Genomic DNA, 22,741 nt, shown 5'->3' with positions numbered 1-22,741 from the left:
CATCCTCAACACCCTGACCGTCCACTACGGCGACCGCATCGCCGACCACATCCGATGAAAACCACCACCGCCGGATACACAGAAAATCTGACAGACCCACCCAGTGGGCATAGTCGCCACAGACATTCAGGCCTTGGCAAGACGAGTGCGCAAATGACAACAAACGCGCCATCGGTTTCGGACGTTGTGACAACACCCCGGCTGGAGCTAGGTGGTGCGGATGGCGGCCAGATTGCGGTTGCCGGCTAGGTCCTCTAGCTGATCTGCTCGCACCACCACCTGGTCACCCGGTCGCAGGCCGATGGTGGTGTCGGTGTCGAACTCGCCTGGCACCGCCACATCGATGCGCGAACCGCCGGGCGTCACGTCGGCCGTGACGGTCACCGCGGTCAGCCCGGCGCGCCGGAACTCCACCGTTATCGTCGGCGCACCCTCGGCGCCGACGACCGGTTCGTTGGTCCTGATGATCACCGAGGTCGCCCGGCGCGGCGCATTGATGGACAGCCTCGGCCGGATGTTGTCGGCACGCACCGACAGCTCCGCCCGCCGCACCGTGCGGCCGTCAGCAGCGTGGATCCGCTTAGCGGCCACACCCACCGTGTCGCGTGCCCGCAACGGCGCTTGGCAGCCCGTAGGCACGACATCGTCGTCCAAAGCGCTGGCGCCCGCGAACGTGATGACCGCCTCGGTGGTCGTCTCAAAGAAACCGGCGTCCACCGTGGCCCCGACGAAATCCAACAGCAGCCCGTCGATGAAGTAGTTGCGCGGATCCTCGGCGTCCACTGTCAGCACGGGATCGTCGAACGTCACCCGGAAGTGGCAGCCGCCGTCAGCGGCGAACACCCTGGCCAGCAACGGTTGCAGCTCGGCCGCATTGGCAGCGGCCCGCAGCACCTGCTCGGAGACGGCGGCGCTGCCGCCGAACGCCGTCATCAACAAGTCGCCGCCGCTGTCGCCAGTGAAGTTGCCGTCGGCCTCCAGGACATCCCTGACCCCCGTAGGCAGCACCCGCCGATCGACCAGCAGCAACGGTGCGCACAGCTCGCCCAGGTACGGGCCGCTCACGATCGCATCAGGCGATCTCCAGGCATACGCCAAGCCCACCGCAGAGCCGTCGAAGCAGCCCTGAGGCGAGTCGTCGGCCAGCAGCGCCAGCGCAATCTCGATGGCTGTCTCGAAGCGATCCTTGCCCGACCAGCGCGTGATCGTCATGCCGAGGTTCTCGAGCTCGAATTCCACATCGATATCCACAGCCGACAGCCCGCCCAAGATCACGACGCGGTCGATGTTGCTGCTTTTGAGGAATGCCACCACCTCCGCCGGCAGCTCATCCGAGCGCGTCAGCAAAATCGGGTGCTGGCCCGCATACGCCAGCGGACCGGCAGCGAGTGCATCGGCAAACGCCTCGCCCGTGGCCAGAAGCACGGCGCGACGGAACGGCCCGGGAACGCGGGCCGCCGAGCCGACCTGCTCGGCCACCTGCACCGCCGTCGTATAGGCGTCGCTGCCGGCAATGCGCTCCACTCCCACGCCAGCCAAGCCATCGATCTCGGCCTCGACCTCGGCCGACACCACATCGACGCCACCCAAGATGATGACGTTGTGGATGCCCTGCCGCTCGATGAACGTGCGCACGCTGTCGGGCAGGTCATCGGGCTCGACCAGCAGCACGGGCGCCTGATGGCGCCGTGCCAGCGCCGGGGCCGGCAGCACGTAGCCGAAGTGCTCGTCGGCGCCCGAGGTCACGATGGCCGTATCCACGTCACTGCCGAACTGGCCCTCCTCCACCTCGTCCGCGAAGGCATCGGCAATGGCCACCGCTGTCTCGTAGCGGGTGGCGCCCCTCAGGCGCTCAGTCTCCACCTCCGAGGCAGCCGCCTGCGCCGGGTCGCTGCCCAACGACAGCGCCCCCGCTGCCGCGGCCACCGCACATACCGACACCAGTGCGCGTGTGCGCCGCGAGCGCCCTCGTCCACCGCCGCCCGCACCACCGCCACCGGACCCATCGCCCAGTGGCACGTCGGCACTCCGTTCGTCGACGCCGCTACGGGCTGCGCAGCGCGTTGATGGACTGATTCGCTGCTGGGTTGCCGCGCAGGTCGTACGCAGCGCCAGCCCGGATGAACACCCTCGAACGCAGCGTCGGCAGTTCAGCGATGATCTGCGATTCCAGCCGTGCCACCAGCGTGCCCGAAGCCACACCCGGCGACAGGTCGCAGGCAGCCGTGCCCGCAACGATGTACTGATTGCCGTCTGGTGCTGCCACGAAGGCCACGCCGCTGGCCGCCGCGCCGACCCCGTCGAGGGCAAAGTCGCCGACGCCGTTGGCGTTGGTGTCGATCTCGATGCGGTCCCGGCGGATCGCGCGATCATCGGCATCGCAGCCACGCACCGGCTCGGTCCAGGTCAGCCTCAGATCGACCGTGCTGACACCGCCGGAGAACGAGACATAGTTGAGCGTCTCGGAGATGGTGGCGTCGTCAGCGAACTCATGGTCGGTCAAGTCGGCCACGAACAGCTCGCCGAACTCGACGTCTTGGTTCAGGTCGTCGACCAGGTCGGGCACCTCGGTGTCGGCCGAAGTCGCAACGCTGATCCGCTGCTGTGTCTGCGACACCGTGATCCGCGACGGATCGCCGGCAGCCAGCCCCGCGTCGACCTCGACGTTGATCTCCCAGTCGTTCCCGGCTGCGCCGTAAGCATCGCCGTCGTCCAGCGCCTCGATGCGCAGCACCCGATCCACCCGCGTCCGGTTGTAGTGACCGCTGAGCTCGACGAACGACGCCGCCCGCGCCACCGGCTCGGTCACCGTGACGCTCTGCACCCGTGGCAGCACCGTGTCACGCCGCACGGTGATGAGCTCGCGCAGGCTCCGGTTGCCCGCGAAGTCCTCGACTGCCCCCGAGGGGATCACGATGCGGTCGCCCTGCTCCAGCTCCGCGTAGGGCACGAAGATGGTGAACCGGCTCTCACCCTCGAGCACGAACGCGCCGACCACTTCATCCTCGCGGTCGCGGGTAAACGTGACATCGAAGCTGCTCTGTATCACGGGCTCGCTGATGTCCACCACCACCTCGACGCCGCCATCGGGTGCGGTCACCGTCAGACTGGGCCGGGTGTTGTCGGAGCGTACCGCCACTTCGGTATCGCGTACCGTGCGCCGGTCGGTTGCGCCCCTGATGGACTGCCCTTCCACGCCGACCCGGTCGCGGGTCTCCAGCGGGTCGAGGCAGCCAGTCGGCACCGCGATGGTCGAGCCGCCGGTCGCGCCGGCGAGGATGACGACAGCTCTGCTGGTGCTCGAGCCGCTGCCCACGTCGACGCGGGCAATGCCGCTGTTGAGGGCGCGGCGGTCGAGCGTGTAGTTGCTTGCCAGGCGTGCATCAGAGGTGCGCACCGGCTCGGAGAAGTTCACCGTGAAGTGGCAGGCCCCCTCCACAGCCACGACCGAGGCACTGATCTCACGCAGCCGGGCAGCGCGTACCGCGTCATTCTCCACACTGCGCGACACCGCGGCGGTGCCGCCGAAGACGGTGATGCGCAGGTCGCCGTCTGCATCACCGGTCACGTAGTCGTCCGCCTCCAGGTAGTCGCTGGTGGACCGGGGCAGATCCCGCAGGTCGGTCAGCAGCAGCGGGGCGCAGAGCTCTCCCAGCAGCGGTCCGCTCGTGATCGCATCGGGAGACCTGCGCCCGTACGCCAGCCCCACCTCATCGCCCGCGAAGCACGACTGCGGCGGGTTGCTGCCCAGCAGCTCCTCGCCCACGCGCACAGCAGTGGCGTAGCGGTCGGCACCGAACAGGCGCTCCACTGAGATGCCGAGCCGCTCGATGTCCCGCTCCACGCTGCCCAAAACCGCTGCCGTCCCGCCCAGGATGATCACGTGCTCGGTGCGGCTGCTGCGCAGGAACTGCGACACGCGCGAGTCGAGCGATGACCTCGGCGTCAGCAAGATGGGGTGCTCGCCGGTGTAGGCCAGCGGTCCTGCCGCCAGGGCGTCGGCGAACACCTCGCCGGTGGCGACCAACGCCGTGCGGCCCTCTCGACGGTACGTGCCCGGAGTGCCGGGCGACGAGCCCACCAGCTCGGCCACCTCTACGGCGGTGCCGTAGCAGTCGTCGCCAGCCACACGCTTGACATCGACGTTGTTGAGGTCCTCCAGCTCGTCCTTGACGTCGTCGGACACCACGTCGGTGCCGCCGAGGATGAAGGCCCGGTCGATGTCCCAGTCCTCCACGAAACGCTTGAGCGAATTGGGCACTTTCGAGCGCTCGGTCAGCAGCAGTGGTGCCTCGTACAGGCGTGACAGCGCCGGCGCCGGCAGGGCACACCCGAAGTGCGCGTCGGCGCCGGAGGTGACCAGGATGGTGTCGATCGCAGGTCGTCCGCGGCCCTCGATTTCGTCGGCAAAGGCCTCGGCAATCTCCGCTGCCGTCGCGTAGCGGTCGGCGCCCGAAAGCCGGTCCACGCTGATGACCGCAGCAGCGCCCTGCGCCGGCGATCCCGTCAGCACAACTGCGCCGGCAGCCATCACCATGGCCGCCAGCACTCGCATCACCCGCCGCCGCTGACGCTGCTTCGTTCGACGATCATCTGGGCTGGCTGCAGGGCCGGGGCGCGAGCCGTCGACCACCGGCGGGACGCGAGCGCTCATCTGGAGTCTCCAAGCAGGGGTTCAGTTGTCGTCCACCTAGCAGCGACCGTAGTACCGCCGATGCGCCAAACAGCGACACGCCCGCCGACAGTGCAGAGCTCCCCCGAAACGCAGCAAGCGTCCCCAGAATCGAGGCCACTCGCCCGATACCACCGTGTATGACCGGCGCGCATCGAATACAACGGCACCTTCAGCGCAGCCGACTCGGGTGCATCAATAGCGTGCGGCCTCGTGTCACGGCGAGTAGTCGCGTCCATTATCTCTGCTGTCTTGGCCGCTGCAGTGCTGGCGGCGCCGGTGACGGTGGCATCGGCACAAGCCGTAGAAACCGGTCCCGGACCGGTGGACATCGAGCGGTTCGGCGCCGAAGATCGGTACGCGACGTCGCTGCAGATGGCGGAGGCCTTTGTCGACGGTGCAGGGGGAAGCATCGAGAACGTCGTGATGGTCTCTGCCAAGCATTGGTACGACGCTGTGGTCTCGGCTCCCTTGGCAGCTGCCCTCGGAGCACCGGTGGTGATGACGCCGCCCGACGAATTGCGGGCCGACACACTGGCCTTCCTCAAGCAGGTGAACGCCAAGCAGGTGCATGTGGTCTCGACCGGCATCGGGCCCCACTCCAACGTCTCGCCGCAGGTGCACGCCGATCTCCGGGAAGCAGGCTTCGCCAGCCTCGGCACTCACGGCACCGACCGGTACGACACCAGTGTCGCGATTACTCGACGGCTCTTCGGCATCGGGGGCCTCACTCGCTTCGGTCGCACGGCAATCATCGCCAACGGCGAGGTGTTCGCGGACGCGCTCGTGGCCGGGCCGGTGGCGAGCAAGCTGCGCCTGCCAGTGCTGCTGACGCCTCGTGACGAGTTGCACCCCGAGGTCGCCAGGTACCTCCAGGAACGAGACATCGCTCATGTCGTGCTCATGGGCGGCACCGCTGCGCTCTCCGAAGACGTCGAAGCAGTGATTAGAGAGCTGGGCATCACCAACATCGACCGGATGGCCGGCAAGACCCGTTTCGACACCGCCACGATGACCGCCCGGTATGTCGCGGCCAAGTTCGCCACTGGTACCGTCGATGTCGATTGCTTCGACGGCACCCGCGTGGGGCTGGCACGAGGCGATGTCCCGTTCGACGCATTCAGCGCAGCGCCGCTGCTTGCACAGCTCTGCGCATCGCTGGTGCTGACAAACCCCAAGGCCCTGCCCGACGTCACCGCTCAGTTCTTGGACGACGCACGGCTCACGGCCTCGCCGGACCCCCTCGGGCTCTCGGTGTTCGGCGGAGACGCAGCGGTGTCCCAATCAGCACTCGACGCCTACCTCGGCATCGATCGCGAGGCGTGATCGCCGCGGCAGGATCAATCTGGTTCAGTTGGTGGGGCGCCGGAGCACGGCGAGCAGCGCCGCCACCACAGCCCCGGGGAGTGTCGCTGCGGTCATAGCGGCGGTCGATTCGGCCGTGACGGACATCGGGCCTCACTGAGCGTCGCGGCGCTAAATGGCGCTCTGGTGGTTTGGAATCGACCGCCGCATCAGCCGGGCAGCGAGGCTGAACTCACCATAACCGCGCGCTTCGCCGACACGAACCCGTTTTCGGACGCGTCGGAGAGCGCCGGGTGGGGCGAGCTGGTGGGGAGACGCGAAGGACCCCGGGGCGGGAGCCCCGGGGTCCTTCTTGGTCTTGCCAGCCTGGTGGCTGGCTCAGCCGTTGATCAGGCGGTTGTGCCTGATCGTGGGATCAGATCCCTACGGCGAGACGCCGGCATCCGGGCGGAGACTGTTCAGAATCTCCCGGATGTTGGTGGTGTCAGTGCCGTCGACCGCGCCGTAGCTGGTTGCCACGCCGGCAGCGATGACACGGAACCCGGACCGCTTGGGCAGGTTCAACATGCTGGCGGAGGTGTACGAGATGTGCACCTGGTTGTCAGGCGCAGCGAAGGTCACCGTCAGCCCATCGTCGCCGGCCGTTGCGGTCAGACCAGCGTCAAAGTCCGCAGCAATGTCGTAGGCGAGATCTGTGCCGTCGTTGAGCAGCGTCTCCACATTGTCGTTGAAGCGAACCACGACACCAACCGAACTCGTACCGCCGGTGAAGGGCACACCAGTCGCGGAGGTCGCCCCCAGCGCAGTGGACCTGGAATCGTCGGTGTTGCCGTCAACGTCCCGGACGAAGTCCAGCGAGAAGTGGGCTGCGAAGTCGTCGTCAGCGGCCAGCTTGTCGGCCAGATTGCCAAGGTTCGGCGCAGCTCTCGCGACCTTCTCGAAGCCCGGAACTGCAGGCTTCTGGTAGATCGTGAAGCTAATGACCTGGTTGGCGGTATCGACGCCGACTCGGATGTCCCATTCGAAGACGTTCGCTTCGCCGTTGGGACGGTCGTCGTAGCCGTAGATCTTCCAGCCGTTGCCCTGAGCACCCGCAGCGCCACCGGTGGCCTTCGCCTTGACGACCATGTCGTCACCGATGGTTGCCATGGCGTGCCCGCCGCCGGCAAGGGTGCCGTGACGCACGTTGCCGATCGACACGCTGGAGACCTCGAACTTGCCCGCATCCTTCAGCTTCTGCACCGTGTGACGGGTGAGCGCGTTGGACCGGCCGTCGTCATCGCGGACCGCGTTGCGGTTCACCGTGATCACGTCGCCCGGGATGAGGGTGTCCGCCGGATCCGTCTGGTTCGGGCTGTTCTCCGTGGCCGCGGCGGTCACGGTGAATTGCAGCCTGACCACGCTCGGTCCACCGGTACGGCCAGTTGCAGTCTGCGTGGTGACGCCTGTGATGGTCACGGCGCGGTCGGTGCGCTCGGTCCTCACGGGAGGATCGGCGTCATTGGTCGATGCAGGGATCGATGCGCCCGCGACCGAGATGAACTCCGAGAGGTTCGTGTTCACGGTCAGCTCGTTGTAGAGCACGTTCGGCTCGTGAATGAGGACATCGAAGTTCGCCGAGCCGGCGACCGCGATGATCTCGATCCTCGGAGCCGCCCGGTCTTGCGCGGTGGTCACAGCGCCGAGGGTCTCCTCTGCTTGCTGCAGCGGACGCCGGTCGCCGTTCCTGGCACGAGCGACCTGGCTGCCGCCCACGACGGTGATCGTGTCGCCCTCTTCGAGAGCGTGCACCAAGGTGACGGTCACGATGCCGTTGGCGACATCAATCTTGTGGTTCGCTGCGAGCGATTCCTCGTTGCCGGTCTGGGTGTCGACCAGTGCTTCGAGGCGCCGTCCGTTGATGCGATACAGCGTCGGGTCCGACACCGAGGCATCGGCGACGGGGTCGCTGAACGACACGGTGAACATGTTCTTGTAGTCGCCGACCGACTTGCCCGCCGGGATGTTCCCGCCGACCAAATCCGCCACCGAGTACTTCGCCGCCTTGATGGTCGCGGTGATGTCACCGGAGGTCTTCGCCGCCATCTTGGCAGCGTCCATCACTGCGTTGCTGACCACAGCGGTGCCGCCGATCGCGAGGATGCCCAGGTGGGTCTTCTGACCAGCCGAGTTGACCTCAGCAGTGCCAGCGAGGTAGTCGCTGACCGCAGCAGGCAGCTCGTCGCCGACCAGCAGGATCGGCACCGGGCCGCCGCCGCCGAGACCACGTCCCAGCACCGGCGCCGAGGCGATGCCGTCCGCTGTCGCGTCACGGTTCACCAAAGCGACCATGGTCGAGCTGGTGCCCAGCACATCGGCGCAGTTGCCCAGCATCTCCTTGGCGATGTCGACCGAGGTACCAGCGGCAGTGCCGCCGGAGATGCGCTGGGTGTTCACCACGCCAACGTTCTCGACCAGATCGTCCTCGATGTCAGCAGACACAGCGCCTTCGCCGCCCACGATCACGACCCGCTCGACCTTGTTGTCAGTCAGGAAGTCTTCGGTGGCCTGAGGCAGCTCATCAGCAGCGGTGAGCAGCACCGGCAAGCCCAGCGCGTACGCCAGCGGGCCAATCGCCACTGCGTCCGCACGGCCTTCGGCGCCGCCGTTCACCAAGATCGCCGCCGACTGGGTCGACCCGCACCACGTCGGGTTCGGTCCGCCCAGCTCGTTGCCGATCCGCGCAGCCGTCTCATAACGGTCAGCGCCAGAGATGCGCTGCACGTCGGGATCAGCGCCGAGGCTCTCGATCGCCGTGATGATCGAATCGGGCACCGAGGCGGTGCCGCCGACCACGATCACTTCGGTGACGTTGTGCTCGTCGATGTAGCGGGCCACGTTGTGCGGGAGCTGGTTCGAGCGCGTCAGCAGCACCGCCGCGTCCTGATTGCCAGCCAGACCAGAAGCGGTCACGGCATCGACCTCGGTCTCACCCGAGGCGATGATCACCGTGGTGACCCCGCCGTTGTCGTCAGCGAAGCGCTGCGCGAGCGCTACCGCTGTGTTGTATCGGTGAGAGCCGGCGAACTCGCGAGTGTCGCCGATGCCGTCGCTGTTCGTGTCGATCAGCACCTCACCAGAGGTATTTGCGGCTTGAGCCGGGCCACCCGCTACGACCGAGAGCACCGATGCCATGAGCATCGCCGCCAAGATCGCAGCGAGGGTGCGGCCCCTCCGCTTAGTTCGAATAGTCAAGTTCCGAGCCTCCTGCTTGGAAATCATGGGTTATTGGTGCCGGGCGCCGACGCCGCATGGCACCGATCTCCCGCCTGACATGTAGAACCGCGCAAGGGCGCACCTTGTGACACGGCCTTTGTGAAGGGTACGGCGTGGTACCCCACCGCGCAAGCTGCGATCTAGCAGTTCGCGCCGGTCCCTAGACAGTTCTTCATGGTTGTGGGAAGAGAACATGGCCAAGTGGCCGTCGAGTGCACTTTGCAGGTGCTGGGCAGCGCGTATGAGAACCTCGAAAGGGCTGATGAGGACTAGGAGAAGATGCCGAACCCGACGATGACGCCGAGGATCGCTATGCCAATGCCGACAAGCCAGCGGAACTGGTGCTTCGCCTCTTTGCGATCGGCCTCGCGTAGCAGGAGCAGCTGGTCGAACCTGGACTCGAATTTGGTCTCGAGCCGGTGAAGGTCCTCTCTGGTGGCGTAGTGAGCGAGCTGGGCCGACAGCTCAGCCGAGAAGAAGTCCTTGGTCACCACGTCGGGCAGCGGCGCGGGCGCCAAGCACGACATCAGGTACTCCGCCAGCGGCTTGTCGGCCTGCTCACAGAGCCAATCGTAGAGGCGGGCACGATCTTCTTCAGACACGGCGAACTCCTTCGATCACGAGATGGGATCGTCGCCGAACGTACGAAGTGAGCTTGCATGATTTCAAATGAATTTCAGTGTTTGCCATTGAACGTTGACGGCAAGCAAATTTGCCCGGCCTGCACGTAACGGCGTACGTAAACGGAATGCCGCTGTGAAGTAGCCCCACATCAAGGCGGTGCGCGCCAGATCGACACGAACGGCGACGGGGTTCCCGACAGCCGCGAGTTCGCCGGCTCCCACCGCTACAACACCGCGGTAGCGCTGGCGCAGCGTTTCGCTGCTGACGAGGGCTCGATCTCGACCGTGATCATCGCGTCAGGCGAGTCGCAGGTCGACGCCGTGACTGCGGCGGGTCTTGCGGGCAACTTGAATGCGCCGGTGCTGCTGACGCGCTCGAACATGCTGCCCCACAACGTGGCCCGCTACATCGACGAGCACAACGTCACCGACGTCGTAGTCGTGGGCGGCACCGCTGCAGTGCCCGACGCGATCGTGACCGCGCTGGAGAGCCTTGGCTCGCGTCCGAGCGTGGAGCGCATCTCCGGCACCGACCGGTATGCCACCGCTGCTGCGATCGGCGATCGCCTCGGCGGACCGAACCCGACGTGGTGCGGATCGACGCAGACCGCGGCGATCCTGGTGAACGGCGGAGAGGACGGACGCGCCGATGCGGTCGTCTCGGGTCCGCTGGCGTTCCGCTTGGGACTGCCGGTGCTGCTGACGGGCGCTGACATGCTGCCCGATTCCACTGCGAGCTTCTTGACTGACAACAAGGTCGAGCGTGTCGTGGTTGTCGGCGGCATGGGCGCCGTGTCGGCTGACATTGTGGACGAGCTGGTCGAAGAGGTCGGCGTGGTCAACGTGCAGCGCATCTCTGGCGGCTCTGCTGCTGCGACGTCTGTGATGGTTGCTAAGGAGATGCTCGGCAGCTGCGCCGCGGTGCTCAATACCAGCAAGGACATGGTTGCCTTGGTGAACCGCGACGCGATCGCGGACGGCATCGCCGCCGCTCCGGTGCTGGGCCGCGGTCTCGGCGACGGCGGCTCGGTTCCGATCCTGCTGGTCGGCGACGAGCTGCCCGCTGAGGTCAGTGACTACCTGTCGGGGACCGCTGAGGTCCGCGGCGGGATGAAGACCCACCAGTCGATCCTGGCGATCGGCGGCACTGCTGTGGTCAGCAACATGGTGATGGCAGACGCCGTCGCAGCAGCCAAGACCTCCGCTGGCCTGACTGCAACCATCAAAGTCAAGGTCGACCCGACCACCAAGAAGTACGAGACCCACACGACCGGAACAGGCGACGATGCCATCACTGGCGGTGTGTTCACAGTCACCTTCAGTGATGACGTCCAATCAGCCGAGGTCTTGAAGCCGACGCTGTACCGCCTCAACGGACGCCGAATCGAGGCACTTGGTGACACCGAGACCGGCAACGAGGAGTCGATCAGCATCACTGATCTGGTCTTCACTGCCGATCGCACGGTGCGCGTCCAGCTGTCGCACATCCTCGAGCCCGGCGACACGATCAGCGTGGTCGGCGGCGGCAAGGTCGGCGCGAACGGCGACATGCGCAAGCTCGAGGCAGCCTCACTGACTCTGGGTGCTCTTGCGTCCACTGCGGATCGCACGGCACCCGTCGTCGAGATCGTCGCCTACGACGGCGCCGAGACTTTCGTCGTCTACGTGACCGAGCCGAACATCCTCCACAACGAACTCACTCAGAGCGAGTGGGATCAGTTCATCGAGGTCGACGGCAAGGGATCGAAGGTCGTTGCAATTTCTGCGCAGCCGACGGACGCGTTTGACGCCAACGAGCGCAAGGGTGTCCATGCACGCATGACAGTTGCGGTGACTCCGGCGCTGGGTGTCGGTGATGTGATCACGGTGAAGCGCCAGGCGATCCTTGACAAGGGCGGCCGCGGCAACGCGTTGCGTCGCCAAACCATCGGGGCCCACAAGGCTCAGGGCAAGTTCGAGGTTTCGAGCGTGTCCATCGGCGATCACAAGCACACAGCGCAGGCCACAGCGGTCTTCGGCGGCACTGGCTCGACCCTGACCGTCGCTGCGAAGGCATCCGGCATTGCTGCTGGTGCTGCAGGTAACGGCTGGGTCATCTACGGCTACGACGACCGGCCGGGCACCGATCCAACTGCGAGCACCAACGCCTTCAACATTGATGTCGCTGTCGACACGGCCAACCAGGTCATCAGCTACACCATCTCGGAAGTGAAGCCGGTGAAGGACATCGGACGGGTAGCCAACTTGGCCGACTTGGCAGGTGCTCTTGTGAAGAACAGCGACTTCGCTGCGAACTTCAGCGTCGACTATGGCGACAGAGACTCGCAGACCAAGGCGACAGCACTCGGTGCGACTGCCCCGGCAGGCGCACACTTCGGCGACGACACCGCGACTGAGACCCCCGGTATGACCGCTGTTGGCGTTGTCGTCCGGTTCAACGATGTGGTTAAGGAGCTCGCTGGTACTGACGGCGACACTCTTGCCAACGCGTTGCGACCCGCAGGGTCCACCGTTGAGGGCACGGTGAGCTTCCTGGCACCGGACAACGTGGTGCACATCTCGTACACCTCGTCGAACCTGAAGATGCTGCCCGCACGGGCGGGCTTCCGGGTCATCCCGGCCGAGGTCGCTACCAGCTACGGCACGTACACGCCGGAGGGCGGCAGCGAGACGGACATCAAGACGGTTCGGAAGATTCTGAACAGTCTCCGCCCGAATTCGAGCATCATGCCGTAGGGATCTGATCCCACGATCGGGCACTTTCGCCTGATCAACGGCTGAGCCGGCCCAACAGCCGGCACGACCAGGAAGGACCCCGGGGCTCCGGCCCCGGGGTCCTTCGCATTTCAGCGGATTGAGTCAGCGGGTCAGTCCTCGACAGCGCGCAGCCGTGGCCGCGCAGTGGGGTCGGCACAACGCTCGACCAGCGACCCGAGACCCGAGCGTGTGAGCCCCTCCAACAGTCCGGCACGGGTGGCATCGGTGGTGGGCTCGCTTGTCGGAACTGGCCACAGTTCCGGCCAATATCTGTCGCTGCACAACGGCACCGCAATGGCATGAAATACCCGCTATGCCGGTCTGAGCCAGCCGCATAGAAGTCTGCTAGTAGTGTAAACTATACTAGCTTTGACCTGCATATATAGGCGTAAATCGGGGCATCTTCGTTGGCGCGAGTGCCGGTTTCGGCGTCACGTTGGAGCTGCCTGTACGCCTAGGGTCATTTGTACGTAAAAGAGACGTAAATGATTGCCGGCTATGCCCAATCACCAACCACTCACTGCGCAGTTCGTGAAGTCATGCTCGACTCCGGGCCGGTATGGAGACGGCCGCGGCAGCAAAGGGCTTCGACTGGTCGTCAGCCCCAGCAAGGTGGCCTCCAGAGGCGTCACCAAGTCGTGGGTCGCCGAGGTCCGGGGGGCCGGCGGGCGGCGGGTCGCACGTGGGCTCGGCAGCTATCCGGCCGTCTCGCTGTCGGAGGCCCGCAAGCTCGCTGCTGAGCACTATGTGTCGGTCAAGTCGGGAGCCATCAATCTCCGGGCTCGGTCGGGCCCGTCGGCGCCCACGCTCGAGCGTGCGCTCGACGCCGTGATTCCGCTCCGCAAGATGAAACCCGAGACAATTCGCGACTGGCGATCATCGCTGGAGCGTCATGTGGGCGATCTCATGGGCGTGCACGTCAGCCTCATTACGTCGGCCCACATCATCCACGTGCTCATGCCGATTTGGCAGTCCAAGCCGGCGCTCGGCAGAAAGCTCCTGCAGCGGCTGGCAGTGCTCATGGACTGGGCGAAGGCGAACAGCCTGCGAGACGACAACCCGTGCGATGCGGTGCGAGCAGCTCTGCCTCGCAACGACCACCAGGCAGCACACCATCGGGCGCTCGCCTGGCCCGAGGTGCCGGCGGCGCTGCGGCTGGCGCGCAGCTACCGCCGGCCGATGGCTGCGCGGCTGTTCGAGTTCGTGGTGGCCACGGCGGTGCGGATCGGCGAGGCCCAGGCAGTCACCTGGCCCGAGATCGACTTCGACGTCGACGTGTGGACCGTGCCCGCCGAGCGCATGAAGGCCGGCCGTGAGCACCGGGTGCCGCTGTCGGGCTTCGCCCTGGGCGTGCTGGCCAACGCCCGCCGGCTCGCCGAGCTCGAAGACGTCGAGTCGCACTATGTGTTCCCCACCGCTTCGGGCAAGCCCTTGCATCGCAACGTGCCGATCAAGATGTTCGTCGAGCTCGGCATCGACACCACCACCCACGGGCTGCGTTCCACGTTCTCGGACTGGGCGATCGAGGCCGGCTACGACTCGATGACGGTGCACCGCGCCACCGCTCACGAGGACCGCAACGCAGTGCGGGCCGCCTACCAGCGCACCGACCGGCTGGAAGAACGCCGGGCGATGATGCAGGCCTGGGGCGAATTCCTCGCCAGCTAGCCCGCCGCCGCTCGGCGACTCACTTGGTCAGAATGCCGCAGCGAAGAGATCGAAGAGCCGGCCCAACCAGCCCGCCTCGGCTGCAGCGATCTCCACGGCGATGAATCCGCCGACGATGAACACCCACTTGCGGTCGGCCTTGCGCTGGGCGGCTTGCTCGGCGCGGTCGGCTTCGCGCTGGGAAGCCTGCGTCAGTGCGAACTTCGAGAGTTCCGCCACCAGCACGGTCTCCAAGTGCTCCTTGGTGACCAAGTCGGACAGCGGTGCTGGTGGGAGGCACGACATCAGGTACTCCGCTGCCTGCTCGTCGGTCGCCTCACGCACCCAAGCGTAGAGCCGAGATCGATCTTCTTCAGATGCGAAGGACCCCGGGGCCGGAGCCCCGGGGTCCTTCTTGGTCTCGCCGGCTGTTGGGCCGGCTCAGCCGTTGATCAGGCGAAGCTGCCCGATCGTGGGTTCAGCTCTCTAGGGAAGCACATGCTTGATGCGGCTGTCCGGGCGGAGACTGTTCAGAATCTCCCGGGCGTTGCCGGTGCCAGCGGCACTGTTGGCGGTACCCGCCCCGTCGTAGCCGAACGCGACATCGGCCGGGATGACGCGGAATCCGGAACGCTTCGGGAGTGCCGTCATCATGCTCGAGCTGTACGAAATGTGCAGCTGATTGTCCGGGGTCAAATGGGTGACGGTTACAGCAGCAGTTCCCCCGAGCGAAGCCTCAAGCGCAAGCGAAGCCTCAAGCGCAGTGGTGCCCGAGAGCTCAACGTGGCTGGCCACGTGCGCGTTGAACCTGACAACCACGCCGACTGCGGTCATGCCGACTGTCTCGGTGTCAGCGGTGTTTCCGAAGTGCTCACCGGTGGCGTCAGTGCCGCCGAGCGCATGGTTCTTGCGCTGGGTAGTGGGCGCGTTGTAGCTCACGCTGAAGTTGGCACTGAAGTCACTGGTGGACACCAGTGCGACTGCAAGGTCCCCCAACGTCGGTCCAGTTCCCGAAGCCAGCGGCGTGGGCGGACTGGTCTGGGAGATCGTGTAGCTGATGACCTTGTTCGCAGTGTCCACGGCAGCACGAATGCTGAACATGTTGCCGTTCTGCACGCCGTCGATGGTGCCGTCGCTGTCGGGGCGGTCGTCGTAGCCGTAGATGACCCAATCGTTACCGACTGCGCCGTCCGCGATGCCGCCCTTCTTGGCGCCAATGATCAACTTGGCACCGGCATCTGGCTCGACAGCTGTAACAACCGCTGTCGCCTGCGCCGTGTGCACGTAGTCGCCGATTGACACGCTGACGATCTCAAAGTCGCCGGTGCCGGTCGGAGGCGCCGTGTTGGTCTTGACGGCCTTGACCGTCTCGCGTTCCAGCGCGTTGCCACGGCCGTTCTTGCCGAGGAACGCGTTGCGATCCACCTCGATCACATCACCCGCAGCGAGAGCCGCTGAAGCAGTCACCCGCCATCGCGCGACCACGCCTTGCCGACTCGGAGTCTGGGGTGACGGCACGGGCGTGGCGGAGACCGCGGTGGTGCTTCCAGTGGCCTTGGGCTTGATTTCGACATAGTCCGCGAAGTCGCCCAGTTCCAACTCATCGTGCAAGAGCGCGGCCGACGCGGTCACGAGCACATCGAACGTGTCGTTGCCTGCGACAGCGAGAATCTCCACTGACGGCGCGCTGCGGTCGACGGGAACAACGAGACTGCCGAGCTTGAGTTCTGCATCCTCGAGCGGACGCATGTCCTCCTTGGCGCCGATCTTGCCGCCGCCGACCACGCTGATCGTGTCATTCGGCTCCAAGACGTGCGACAGATAGATCTTGACCGTGCGATCCGCAGTGAACACCAGGTCGCTGTAGCCGATCAGCTCCTCGTCCGTTCCCGTGGGTGCTGGGGCCAAGCGGGGGTCAAAGGCAGCAGTGTGCAGTGCCTCGATGCGGCGCCCGTTCAGCCGGTACAGCGTCGGGTCGAGAGCGGTTCCGCGCAACTCGTCGTCCTGGATGCCGTCGCCAGGATCGTCGGCGTCCACGGGCAGCTTGACGTTGTCGCTGAATGTCACGGTGAACACGCCGCCGCAGACCACATCGTCGGTGCCCGTATCGCCGTCGTGATCACAGCTCCATGTCTCGTACGCGGTGCCGGTCGCGTTCTTGACAACCTTGATCTCCGCAGTGAGCATGCTGGAGGTCTTCGCGGCGGCGACGGCGTCTGCCATCACCATGTTGCTGACCACAGCAGTGCCGCCGATCGCCACGATGTCCAAGTGCGTCTTGTTTCCGGCACGCACCTCAGCAGTGGAGGCCAGGTAGTCGCTCACCGCAGCAGGCAGATCGTCACCCACCAGCAGGATCGGGACCGAACCCGCAACCTCGAGGCCGCGGCCCAGCACCGGAGCAGCAGCAATGCCGTCCGCGATGGCGTCGCGATTCACGAGCGCGACGAGGTTGCGGTTGGTCTGCAGCACGGCGGCGCAGCTGCCGAGCATCTCCTTGGCGACCATCACCGAGGTCGCCGCGGCAGAGCCGCCCGAGATGCGCTGCACATTTACGACGCCGACCTCTTCGACCAGCTCATTCACGATGCCGGCCGACACAGCGGTCATGCCGCCGACCACCACGACACGCTCGACCTTGTTGTCCGTCAAGAATCTCGACGTTGACTCAGGCAGCTCATCAGCGCCGGTGAGCAGGATCGGCAGACCGAGGCGGAACGCCAGCGGACCAGAGATCACCGCATCAGCGCGGCCGTCCTCGCCACCGTTGACCAGAATCGCCGCCGACTGGCTCGAGCCGCACCACGTGGGGTTCGGGCCACCGAGGCGGTCGCCGATCGCAGCAGCAGTCGCATACCGGTCTGCACCGGAGATGCGCTCCACACTCGGACGCGAGCCCAAGCCTTCGAGCGCGGTCACGATCGCATCCGGTACCGCAGCGGTGCCACCGACCACAACCACATCAGTGACGTTGTGCTCGTCGATGTAGCGAGCCACGTTGTGCGGGAGCTGGTTCGAGCGCGTCAGCATCACCGGCGCGTTCAAGTTGCCTGCAAGACCCGCTGCGGTCACCGCGTCGACCTGGGACTCGCCTGAGGCGATGATCACCGTCGAAACGCTGCCCTCGTCAGCGGCGAAACGCTCTGCGAGCGCTACCGCAGTGTTGTAACGGTGAGTGCCGGCGAACTCGCGCTCTTTGACGCCGTCGCCGTTCGTGTCGCTCTGCTCCTCGTGGTCTCGGGCTGGCGATTCTCGGGGTGAACTACCCCACAATCGCGTCAAATTCGACCTCAATCCGGGTCTCGGGCTCGAGGATGCGGCCGGCCCGAGAATCACGAATCCGCGATGCCGAGCAGATAGACATCACAATAACTGTAAATGATTAAAAATTCAGCTACATCGGGACTAGCTTACGTCTTCATTACGTACAGCCTTATGTGTGAATGCTCACACGAGGCTACTCCCCATCTCGATGCCGCTGGAGTGTTCCGTGTCTGAAGAAGATCGTTCCCGCCTCTACGATTGGCTCTGTGAGCAGGCCGACAAACCGCTGGCGGAGTACCTGATGTCGTGCATATCGCCCGCGCCGCTGCCCGATCTGGTGACCAAGGAGTTCTTCTCCGCAGAACTCGACGCGAGACTCGCCAAGCTTGATGCGAAGGTCGACTTTCTGGTGGCTCAGCGCGAAGAGGACCGCCGGTCGGCTCGGGTTCGCCACTTCTGGCTTGCGGGCATCGTCCTGTCGGCTGGGTTGCCGATCTGGCTTGACGCTTTCGGTGTGATCGGCTGATCACACCGCGGGCCGACGTCGCCAGACTGGAGGTGCGCTTCGGCGGCTGGCGCCATGTCGCCTACGGGAAGAGGCGGCCGAGGAGGTCGGTGAGTTCCGTGGCGGTGAGCTCTTCGGGCTTCAGTCTGCTGTCGGGCCGGAAGCTGCTGAGCGCCACGCGCCTGCTGGGAGTGCCTTCCAGCCCGTTCGTTACGTCGTCGTCCGCGTCGTGGTAGTTGGTGGCACGGCCGGGCATGATGATCCGGAATGCGGTCCGGTGCGGCAGCGCCTCGGGGTCGGACGCCCAGTAGGTGATGAAGACCTCGTCGGTGGGCGCTGAGAACAGCGCGTTGCTCTCCCAGCCGGTCGAGCCCAGCTCCACCAGGTCTGTCTCGATGTCGTACACATCGCCGGTCGCTGTGAGGCTCTGCACGGCATCGTTGAACTTGACCAGCACGCCGACCGCCGAGAGACCGCGGCTCAGGCGCACGCCTGCGGAGTCGGTAGCGCCGAGCGGGGTCTCCTTGGTGTCGTTCGGGTCGGCCTTGGTCACCCCGTCGTCGGCTCGGACGTAGTCGACCGTGAAGTTCGACCTGAAGGTGGTATTGCGGTTGAGGGCCGAGGCCAGGTCGAGCAGGTTGGCAACCCGGCCGATGTCCCTCGTGGGCGTCCGCTCGGAGATCACATAGCTGATGATCTGGTTGTTCGCGTCGACGTTGACGGTGATGTCGAAGGCGTTCTCGCTCGCCGCCTTCTCTTCTGGCGTCGCGCCGGACCGGTCGTCGTAGCCGTAGATCACCCACTCGTTGCCGTTGGCGCCCGCAGCAGCACCGGTCGACCGTGCGGTGACACGCATCTTCGCCACTCCCGGCGAGCCGAGCGTCTCGATGGTCGCCCTCGCCTGGTTGACCGTGTTCACCTGGTTGCCGACGAAGACGCCGGCGATCTCGAACTTGCCGGGTTCCTTCGGCTCAGGCACCACCAGGCGGCGCAGCGCGTTGCCGATGCCCCGCTCATCGCGCACCGCAAGGCGCTGGATGATGATCGAGTCACGTGCGACCAGCGGCTCGCTGACGGTGATGTCCACCGCATGGGTGGCGGTGTGACGGCCCACCGGTCCGTCATCGGCGTCGAGAAGCCCGCTCGTGCTCGTGACGCTGAGATCGCGGTTGCCGTAGCCGGTGAGGCGGATGTGGTCGTCCCGCTCCACGCTCGTCAGGTCTTCATGGACCAGGTTCGGCTCAGTGATGAACACCCTGAAGGTCTGCATGCCCGCCACGGCCAGGATGTCGACTTTGGGGGCGAAACGGTCGACCTCAGGCGTGAGCTTGGGCAGCGTGAGCGACGTGCGCTCGAGCCGGCGCAGATCGCCGCCGGCCCCGACCCTGGCACCGCCCAGCACAGTGATGGTGTCGCCGGGCTCGAGGATGTGCGACAGCCGGATGGTGACCGTGCGATCGGTGATGTAGATCTCGTCGACGAGCTGGATCGGCTCGTCGCTGGTGGTGCCGGGTGTGACACCGGCGATGCGACGACCGTTGATGCGGTACATGGTCGGGTCCAGCACGGTGTCTCGGACAGAGCCGCCGACCGCCGGACGTCTCACATCGTCGCTGAAGGTCACCGTGAACACGCCGCCGGTGACACCGCCGGTGGTGTGCGTCTCGTACTCGCCGGTGATCGGATCGATCTCGACCTTGATCTTCGCCGTGAGCCCCACGGTGGTGCGCGCCGCCTCCACGGCCCGGTTCATGACCGATCTGCTGACCACGGCCGTGCCGCCGATGGCCAGGATGCTCATGTGCGTGTCACGTCCCGAGCGAGTCTCGGGCGTGGAGGCGAGATAGTCGCGGACCTCTGAGGGCAGCGTGTCGCCGACCAGCAGGATCGGCACTGCCCCGGCGTTGCCAAGACCCCGTCCCAGCGTCGGCGCTGCCGCGATGCCGTCCGCGGATGCGTCGCGGTTCACGAGCGCCACCATGTCGCGGTTGGTGCCCAGCTCGTCGGCGCAGTTGCGCAGCATCTCCTGGGCGAGCGCAACCGAGGTGGCGGCGGCCGTGCCGCCGGCAATGCGACGCGCCGTGACGACGTCGAGGTCGTCGACCAGGGAGTCTCTGACACGCTCGGACACCGCCGCGTCGCTGCCCACGATGACGACCCGATGCACGTCGTTGTCGGTGATGAAGTTGCGGGTGGCCCGAGGCAGCGTGCGCAGCTCGGTGAGCAGGATCGGCATGCCGAGGCGATACGCCAGCGGGCCGATGATGATCGAGTCGGAACGCCCGACATCGCCGCCGTTGACGAGGATGACGGCTCGCTGTCTCGAGCCGCACCACGACGGGATGGGTCCCTTGATGCGTTCGCCGATGGCTGCCGCTGTGGCGTAGCGGTCGGCGCCCGAGACCCGCTCGACATCGGGCTGTGTGTCGAGGTTTTCGAGGGCCGTCTTGATGGCGTTCGGTATCACGGCGGTGCCGCCGACGATGATGACCTTGGCGATGCCGTGCTCTTCGATGAAGCGGGCGACGTTGTGGGGAAGCTGGCCGGATCGAGTGAGCAGGACCGGTGCCCGCAGGTTGCCTGCGAGACCGGCGGCAGCGATGGCGTCGACCTGTGTTTCGCCCGAGGCGATGATGACCGTGGAGAGGTTGTCCTCGTCTTCGGCGAAGCGCTGGGCGAGGGCAACGGCGGTGTTGTAGCGGTGCGAGCCCGCGAACTCCCGCGTGTCGCCGATGCCGTCGTTGTCGGTGTCGATCAGCTCCTCGCCGGACGTGTTCGCAGCGTTGGCCGGCGTGCCGCCCACGGCAGCCAGAAACGAGGCCGCCATGAGCGCGGCCAAGACTGCCGCTGCGACGCGGCGCTTCTTCCGCTTCATCGGAGAGATCAGGCTATGAGCCTCGCACATCGGGCCGGCTGCATCGCTCATCCCCCGCAGGCCATCGGCTCCTCAGGGCTACTCGCCGATGTCGCCGGCGATCAGCGCGGCTACATCCGCTGCCGGCACCAGCAGGCCCAGCGTTCCCACAACCCTGCCGCCGGAGGTGGTGGCTATCCGCAGCGATGTGGCGACGCCGATGACTTCCTGGCGGTCGTTGAGCACCGGGCCGCCGCTGTTGCCAGGGGCGATCGGCGTGTCGGTCTTGATCCACGTCGCGCCATTGATCTCTGCGGTGCCCGAGTAGCGGCCGGTGGTGAGCGTCAAGGTGTCGCCGCCGACACCCGGGTAGCCCAGTGCGGTGATCAGCTCGCCGGCTCGCAGCTCCTCGGTGGACAGGGTCAGCGTTCGAAGCTGCGCGGTGCCCTCGTCGATCCGAAGCAGTGCCAGGTCTTGGTCTGGTGCTGCGCGCTCGACGGTCACGGGAATGCGGCGGCTCGGCTCCTCGGTGAACGTGCCGCCCAGCGACACCCAGATGCGTCCGCAGACACGCCCCCCTGGTGAGAGCTCGAGCACGTGATAGTTGGTCACGATCTGGCGGCCGTTGCCCACAGCGAATCCCGAGCCAGACCGCTGCGTGCGGCCCTCGGTGTTGAGGCACTCCACCAGCACCACCCCCTCAGCCACCCTGCTCCAGTCCTGCGTTCCGGGTGCCGAGCCCGAGGCGCCTGCACCGGAGACGGCGCCCGTGGCGACCGCCACGAGCGCGGCCGATGCAATGACCGATGACGAGCCGATGCCGATCACCATGGCCTTGGTCGACGTGCCGATGGCCAGGTTCCAGTCGCGGCCGAATTCCGTCAGCGCATCGGGCACGTCGCTGCCCGGATCGGGTGCCAGCAGCATCGGCTGGCAGGGTGTGCGCACTGCGCCGGCGACGAGCCCGCCGTAGGGGACCGTGCCGCTGGCGACTGCTACGTCGGTGACGGGGTGGCAGTCCGGTGCGCTCAGCGCACGCCGAGCGATCTGCGCCGCCGTCTCGTAGCGCGTCGCGCCGGCGATGCGGTCAGTCTCGATGCCGAGCGCCTTGATCTCGGCTTCCACCTCGGCGGAGATCGCTGCGTGTCCGCCCAGGATGATCACTTCCGAAACCGTGCGGTCGGCGTCGGTGAGGAATCGCCGTGCTTCGTCGCGCAATTTCTTCGGTGTGGTGAGGATGAGCGGGGTTTCCCGGGTGACGCTCGGGGCGGCCGCCACCGCGTCGGCGAAGTTGGCGCCCGAGGCCAGATAGACGGTGCTGATTTCGTCGGGTGCGAATTGGCGTGCGACCCGGCGGGCGGTGGCATACCGGTCGTCGCCCGAGAAGCGGTCAACCCGGTAGCCCATCGACGACAGCGTCTCGGCGACATTCTCGGATACTGCTGCCGTGCCGCCCAGGATGATGACCTTGGCTTTCGGATGCGATGCGCACGGCTCCAGGTACGCCCGGGTGGCCGCGGGGAGGAACGCCTGCTTGGTCAGCAGCAGCGGGCGGTCGAGCGCCGCGCCCGCAAGTGCGTCGGGCCAGTTCTCGCCGGATGCCAGCGCAACGCTGTGAGAGCCGGTCGACGAGTCGCAGGTGCGGCCTGCGGCCACCGCAGCGATGTTGAAGACATCGGAACTGGAAATCCGCTGCGTCTGGACGTCCGCTGTCTGGGCAGACGCCGGAGAGGGAGCGACAAGCACCGAACCGGTCAAGGCGACGCACAGCGCGGCCGATGCAAGTGCGCGCCGACGTCGGAGTCGGGGCTGGCGTCGGCGCGTGGGGCCCGCTGCTGAATACATGCCGCTGCAAGCTA

General features: G+C 66.2%; 12 protein-coding genes. 4 read left to right on the top strand and 8 right to left on the bottom strand.

What is annotated here, in order from left to right; genetic code table 11:
• Positions 1 to 207: 207 nt before the first annotated feature.
• Together VI480_RS02535 and VI480_RS02530 are read right to left on the bottom strand one after the other, a co-directional pair.
• The gene (locus VI480_RS02535) at positions 208 to 2,019 is read right to left on the bottom strand and encodes a cell wall-binding repeat-containing protein (protein ID WP_323671242.1); all 1,812 of its coding nucleotides are present in this window, start codon (positions 2,017 to 2,019) and stop codon (positions 208 to 210) included.
• Between the two features lie 25 nt (positions 2,020 to 2,044).
• On the bottom strand, positions 2,045 to 4,654 hold the full coding sequence (locus tag VI480_RS02530; RefSeq protein WP_323671241.1) for a cell wall-binding repeat-containing protein: 2,610 nt from the start codon (positions 4,652 to 4,654) through the stop codon (positions 2,045 to 2,047).
• A gap of 231 nt (positions 4,655 to 4,885) precedes the next feature.
• Here VI480_RS02530 and VI480_RS02525 point away from each other — a divergent pair, with 231 nt between their 5' ends.
• Positions 4,886 to 5,998, top strand: a complete 1,113-nt coding sequence (locus tag VI480_RS02525) for a cell wall-binding repeat-containing protein (RefSeq protein ID WP_323671240.1) — start codon at positions 4,886 to 4,888, stop codon at positions 5,996 to 5,998.
• A gap of 402 nt (positions 5,999 to 6,400) precedes the next feature.
• On the opposite strand, the gene VI480_RS02520 is transcribed toward VI480_RS02525, so the two are convergent.
• Together VI480_RS02520 and VI480_RS02515 are read right to left on the bottom strand one after the other, a co-directional pair.
• On the bottom strand, positions 6,401 to 9,211 hold the full coding sequence (locus tag VI480_RS02520; protein WP_323671239.1) for a cell wall-binding repeat-containing protein: 2,811 nt from the start codon (positions 9,209 to 9,211) through the stop codon (positions 6,401 to 6,403).
• Between the two features lie 290 nt (positions 9,212 to 9,501).
• Positions 9,502 to 9,834, bottom strand: coding sequence for a hypothetical protein (locus VI480_RS02515; RefSeq protein ID WP_323671238.1), 333 nt, complete (start codon positions 9,832 to 9,834; stop codon positions 9,502 to 9,504).
• Positions 9,835 to 10,023: 189 nt separating this feature from the next.
• On the opposite strand from VI480_RS02515, the gene VI480_RS02510 reads away from it, so the two are divergent.
• Both VI480_RS02510 and VI480_RS02505 read left to right on the top strand, forming a co-directional pair.
• The gene (locus VI480_RS02510) at positions 10,024 to 12,591 is read left to right on the top strand and encodes a cell wall-binding repeat-containing protein (RefSeq protein ID WP_323671243.1); all 2,568 of its coding nucleotides are present in this window, start codon (positions 10,024 to 10,026) and stop codon (positions 12,589 to 12,591) included.
• 519 nt (positions 12,592 to 13,110) lie between these two features.
• Complete coding sequence (locus tag VI480_RS02505; RefSeq protein WP_323671237.1) at positions 13,111 to 14,280, top strand: tyrosine-type recombinase/integrase; 1,170 nt, start codon at positions 13,111 to 13,113, stop codon at positions 14,278 to 14,280.
• A 27-nt stretch (positions 14,281 to 14,307) separates the two neighbouring features.
• Here the strand turns inward: VI480_RS02505 and VI480_RS02500 are convergent, their stop codons facing one another.
• Together VI480_RS02500 and VI480_RS02495 are read right to left on the bottom strand one after the other, a co-directional pair.
• Complete coding sequence (locus VI480_RS02500; RefSeq protein ID WP_323671236.1) at positions 14,308 to 14,604, bottom strand: hypothetical protein; 297 nt, start codon at positions 14,602 to 14,604, stop codon at positions 14,308 to 14,310.
• Between the two features lie 141 nt (positions 14,605 to 14,745).
• Positions 14,746 to 17,541 carry a cell wall-binding repeat-containing protein gene (locus tag VI480_RS02495; protein WP_323671235.1) on the bottom strand — a complete coding sequence of 932 codons (2,796 nt, stop codon included), beginning with the start codon at positions 17,539 to 17,541 and terminating at the stop codon, positions 14,746 to 14,748.
• Positions 17,542 to 17,749: 208 nt separating this feature from the next.
• On the opposite strand from VI480_RS02495, the gene VI480_RS02490 reads away from it, so the two are divergent.
• The gene (locus tag VI480_RS02490) at positions 17,750 to 18,049 is read left to right on the top strand and encodes a hypothetical protein (protein WP_323671234.1); all 300 of its coding nucleotides are present in this window, start codon (positions 17,750 to 17,752) and stop codon (positions 18,047 to 18,049) included.
• A 61-nt stretch (positions 18,050 to 18,110) separates the two neighbouring features.
• Here VI480_RS02490 and VI480_RS02485 read toward each other — a convergent pair whose 3' ends face one another.
• Together VI480_RS02485 and VI480_RS02480 are read right to left on the bottom strand one after the other, a co-directional pair.
• Complete coding sequence (locus VI480_RS02485; RefSeq protein ID WP_323671233.1) at positions 18,111 to 20,903, bottom strand: cell wall-binding repeat-containing protein; 2,793 nt, start codon at positions 20,901 to 20,903, stop codon at positions 18,111 to 18,113.
• A gap of 78 nt (positions 20,904 to 20,981) precedes the next feature.
• The gene (locus VI480_RS02480) at positions 20,982 to 22,727 is read right to left on the bottom strand and encodes a cell wall-binding repeat-containing protein (RefSeq protein ID WP_323671232.1); all 1,746 of its coding nucleotides are present in this window, start codon (positions 22,725 to 22,727) and stop codon (positions 20,982 to 20,984) included.
• Positions 22,728 to 22,741: the final 14 nt, after the last annotated feature.

Origin of the sequence: Candidatus Poriferisodalis multihospitum, from assembly GCF_028283155.1 — a bacterium.
In the GTDB taxonomy this organism is placed as follows: domain Bacteria; phylum Actinomycetota; class Acidimicrobiia; order Acidimicrobiales; family Poriferisodalaceae; genus Poriferisodalis; species Poriferisodalis multihospitum.
This window is presented reverse-complemented; position numbering and strand designations above follow the sequence as displayed.

Excerpts from the sequence above, each read along its gene's own strand:
- VI480_RS02505 (WP_323671237.1), top strand. The coding sequence starts at position 13,111 with ATGCCCAATCACCAACCACTCACTGCGCAGTTCGTGAAGTCATGCTCG.
- VI480_RS02480 (WP_323671232.1), bottom strand. The coding sequence starts at position 22,727 with ATGTATTCAGCAGCGGGCCCCACGCGCCGACGCCAGCCCCGACTCCGA.
- VI480_RS02530 (WP_323671241.1), bottom strand. The coding sequence starts at position 4,654 with ATGAGCGCTCGCGTCCCGCCGGTGGTCGACGGCTCGCGCCCCGGCCCT.
- VI480_RS02485 (WP_323671233.1), bottom strand. The coding sequence starts at position 20,903 with ATGAAGCGGAAGAAGCGCCGCGTCGCAGCGGCAGTCTTGGCCGCGCTC.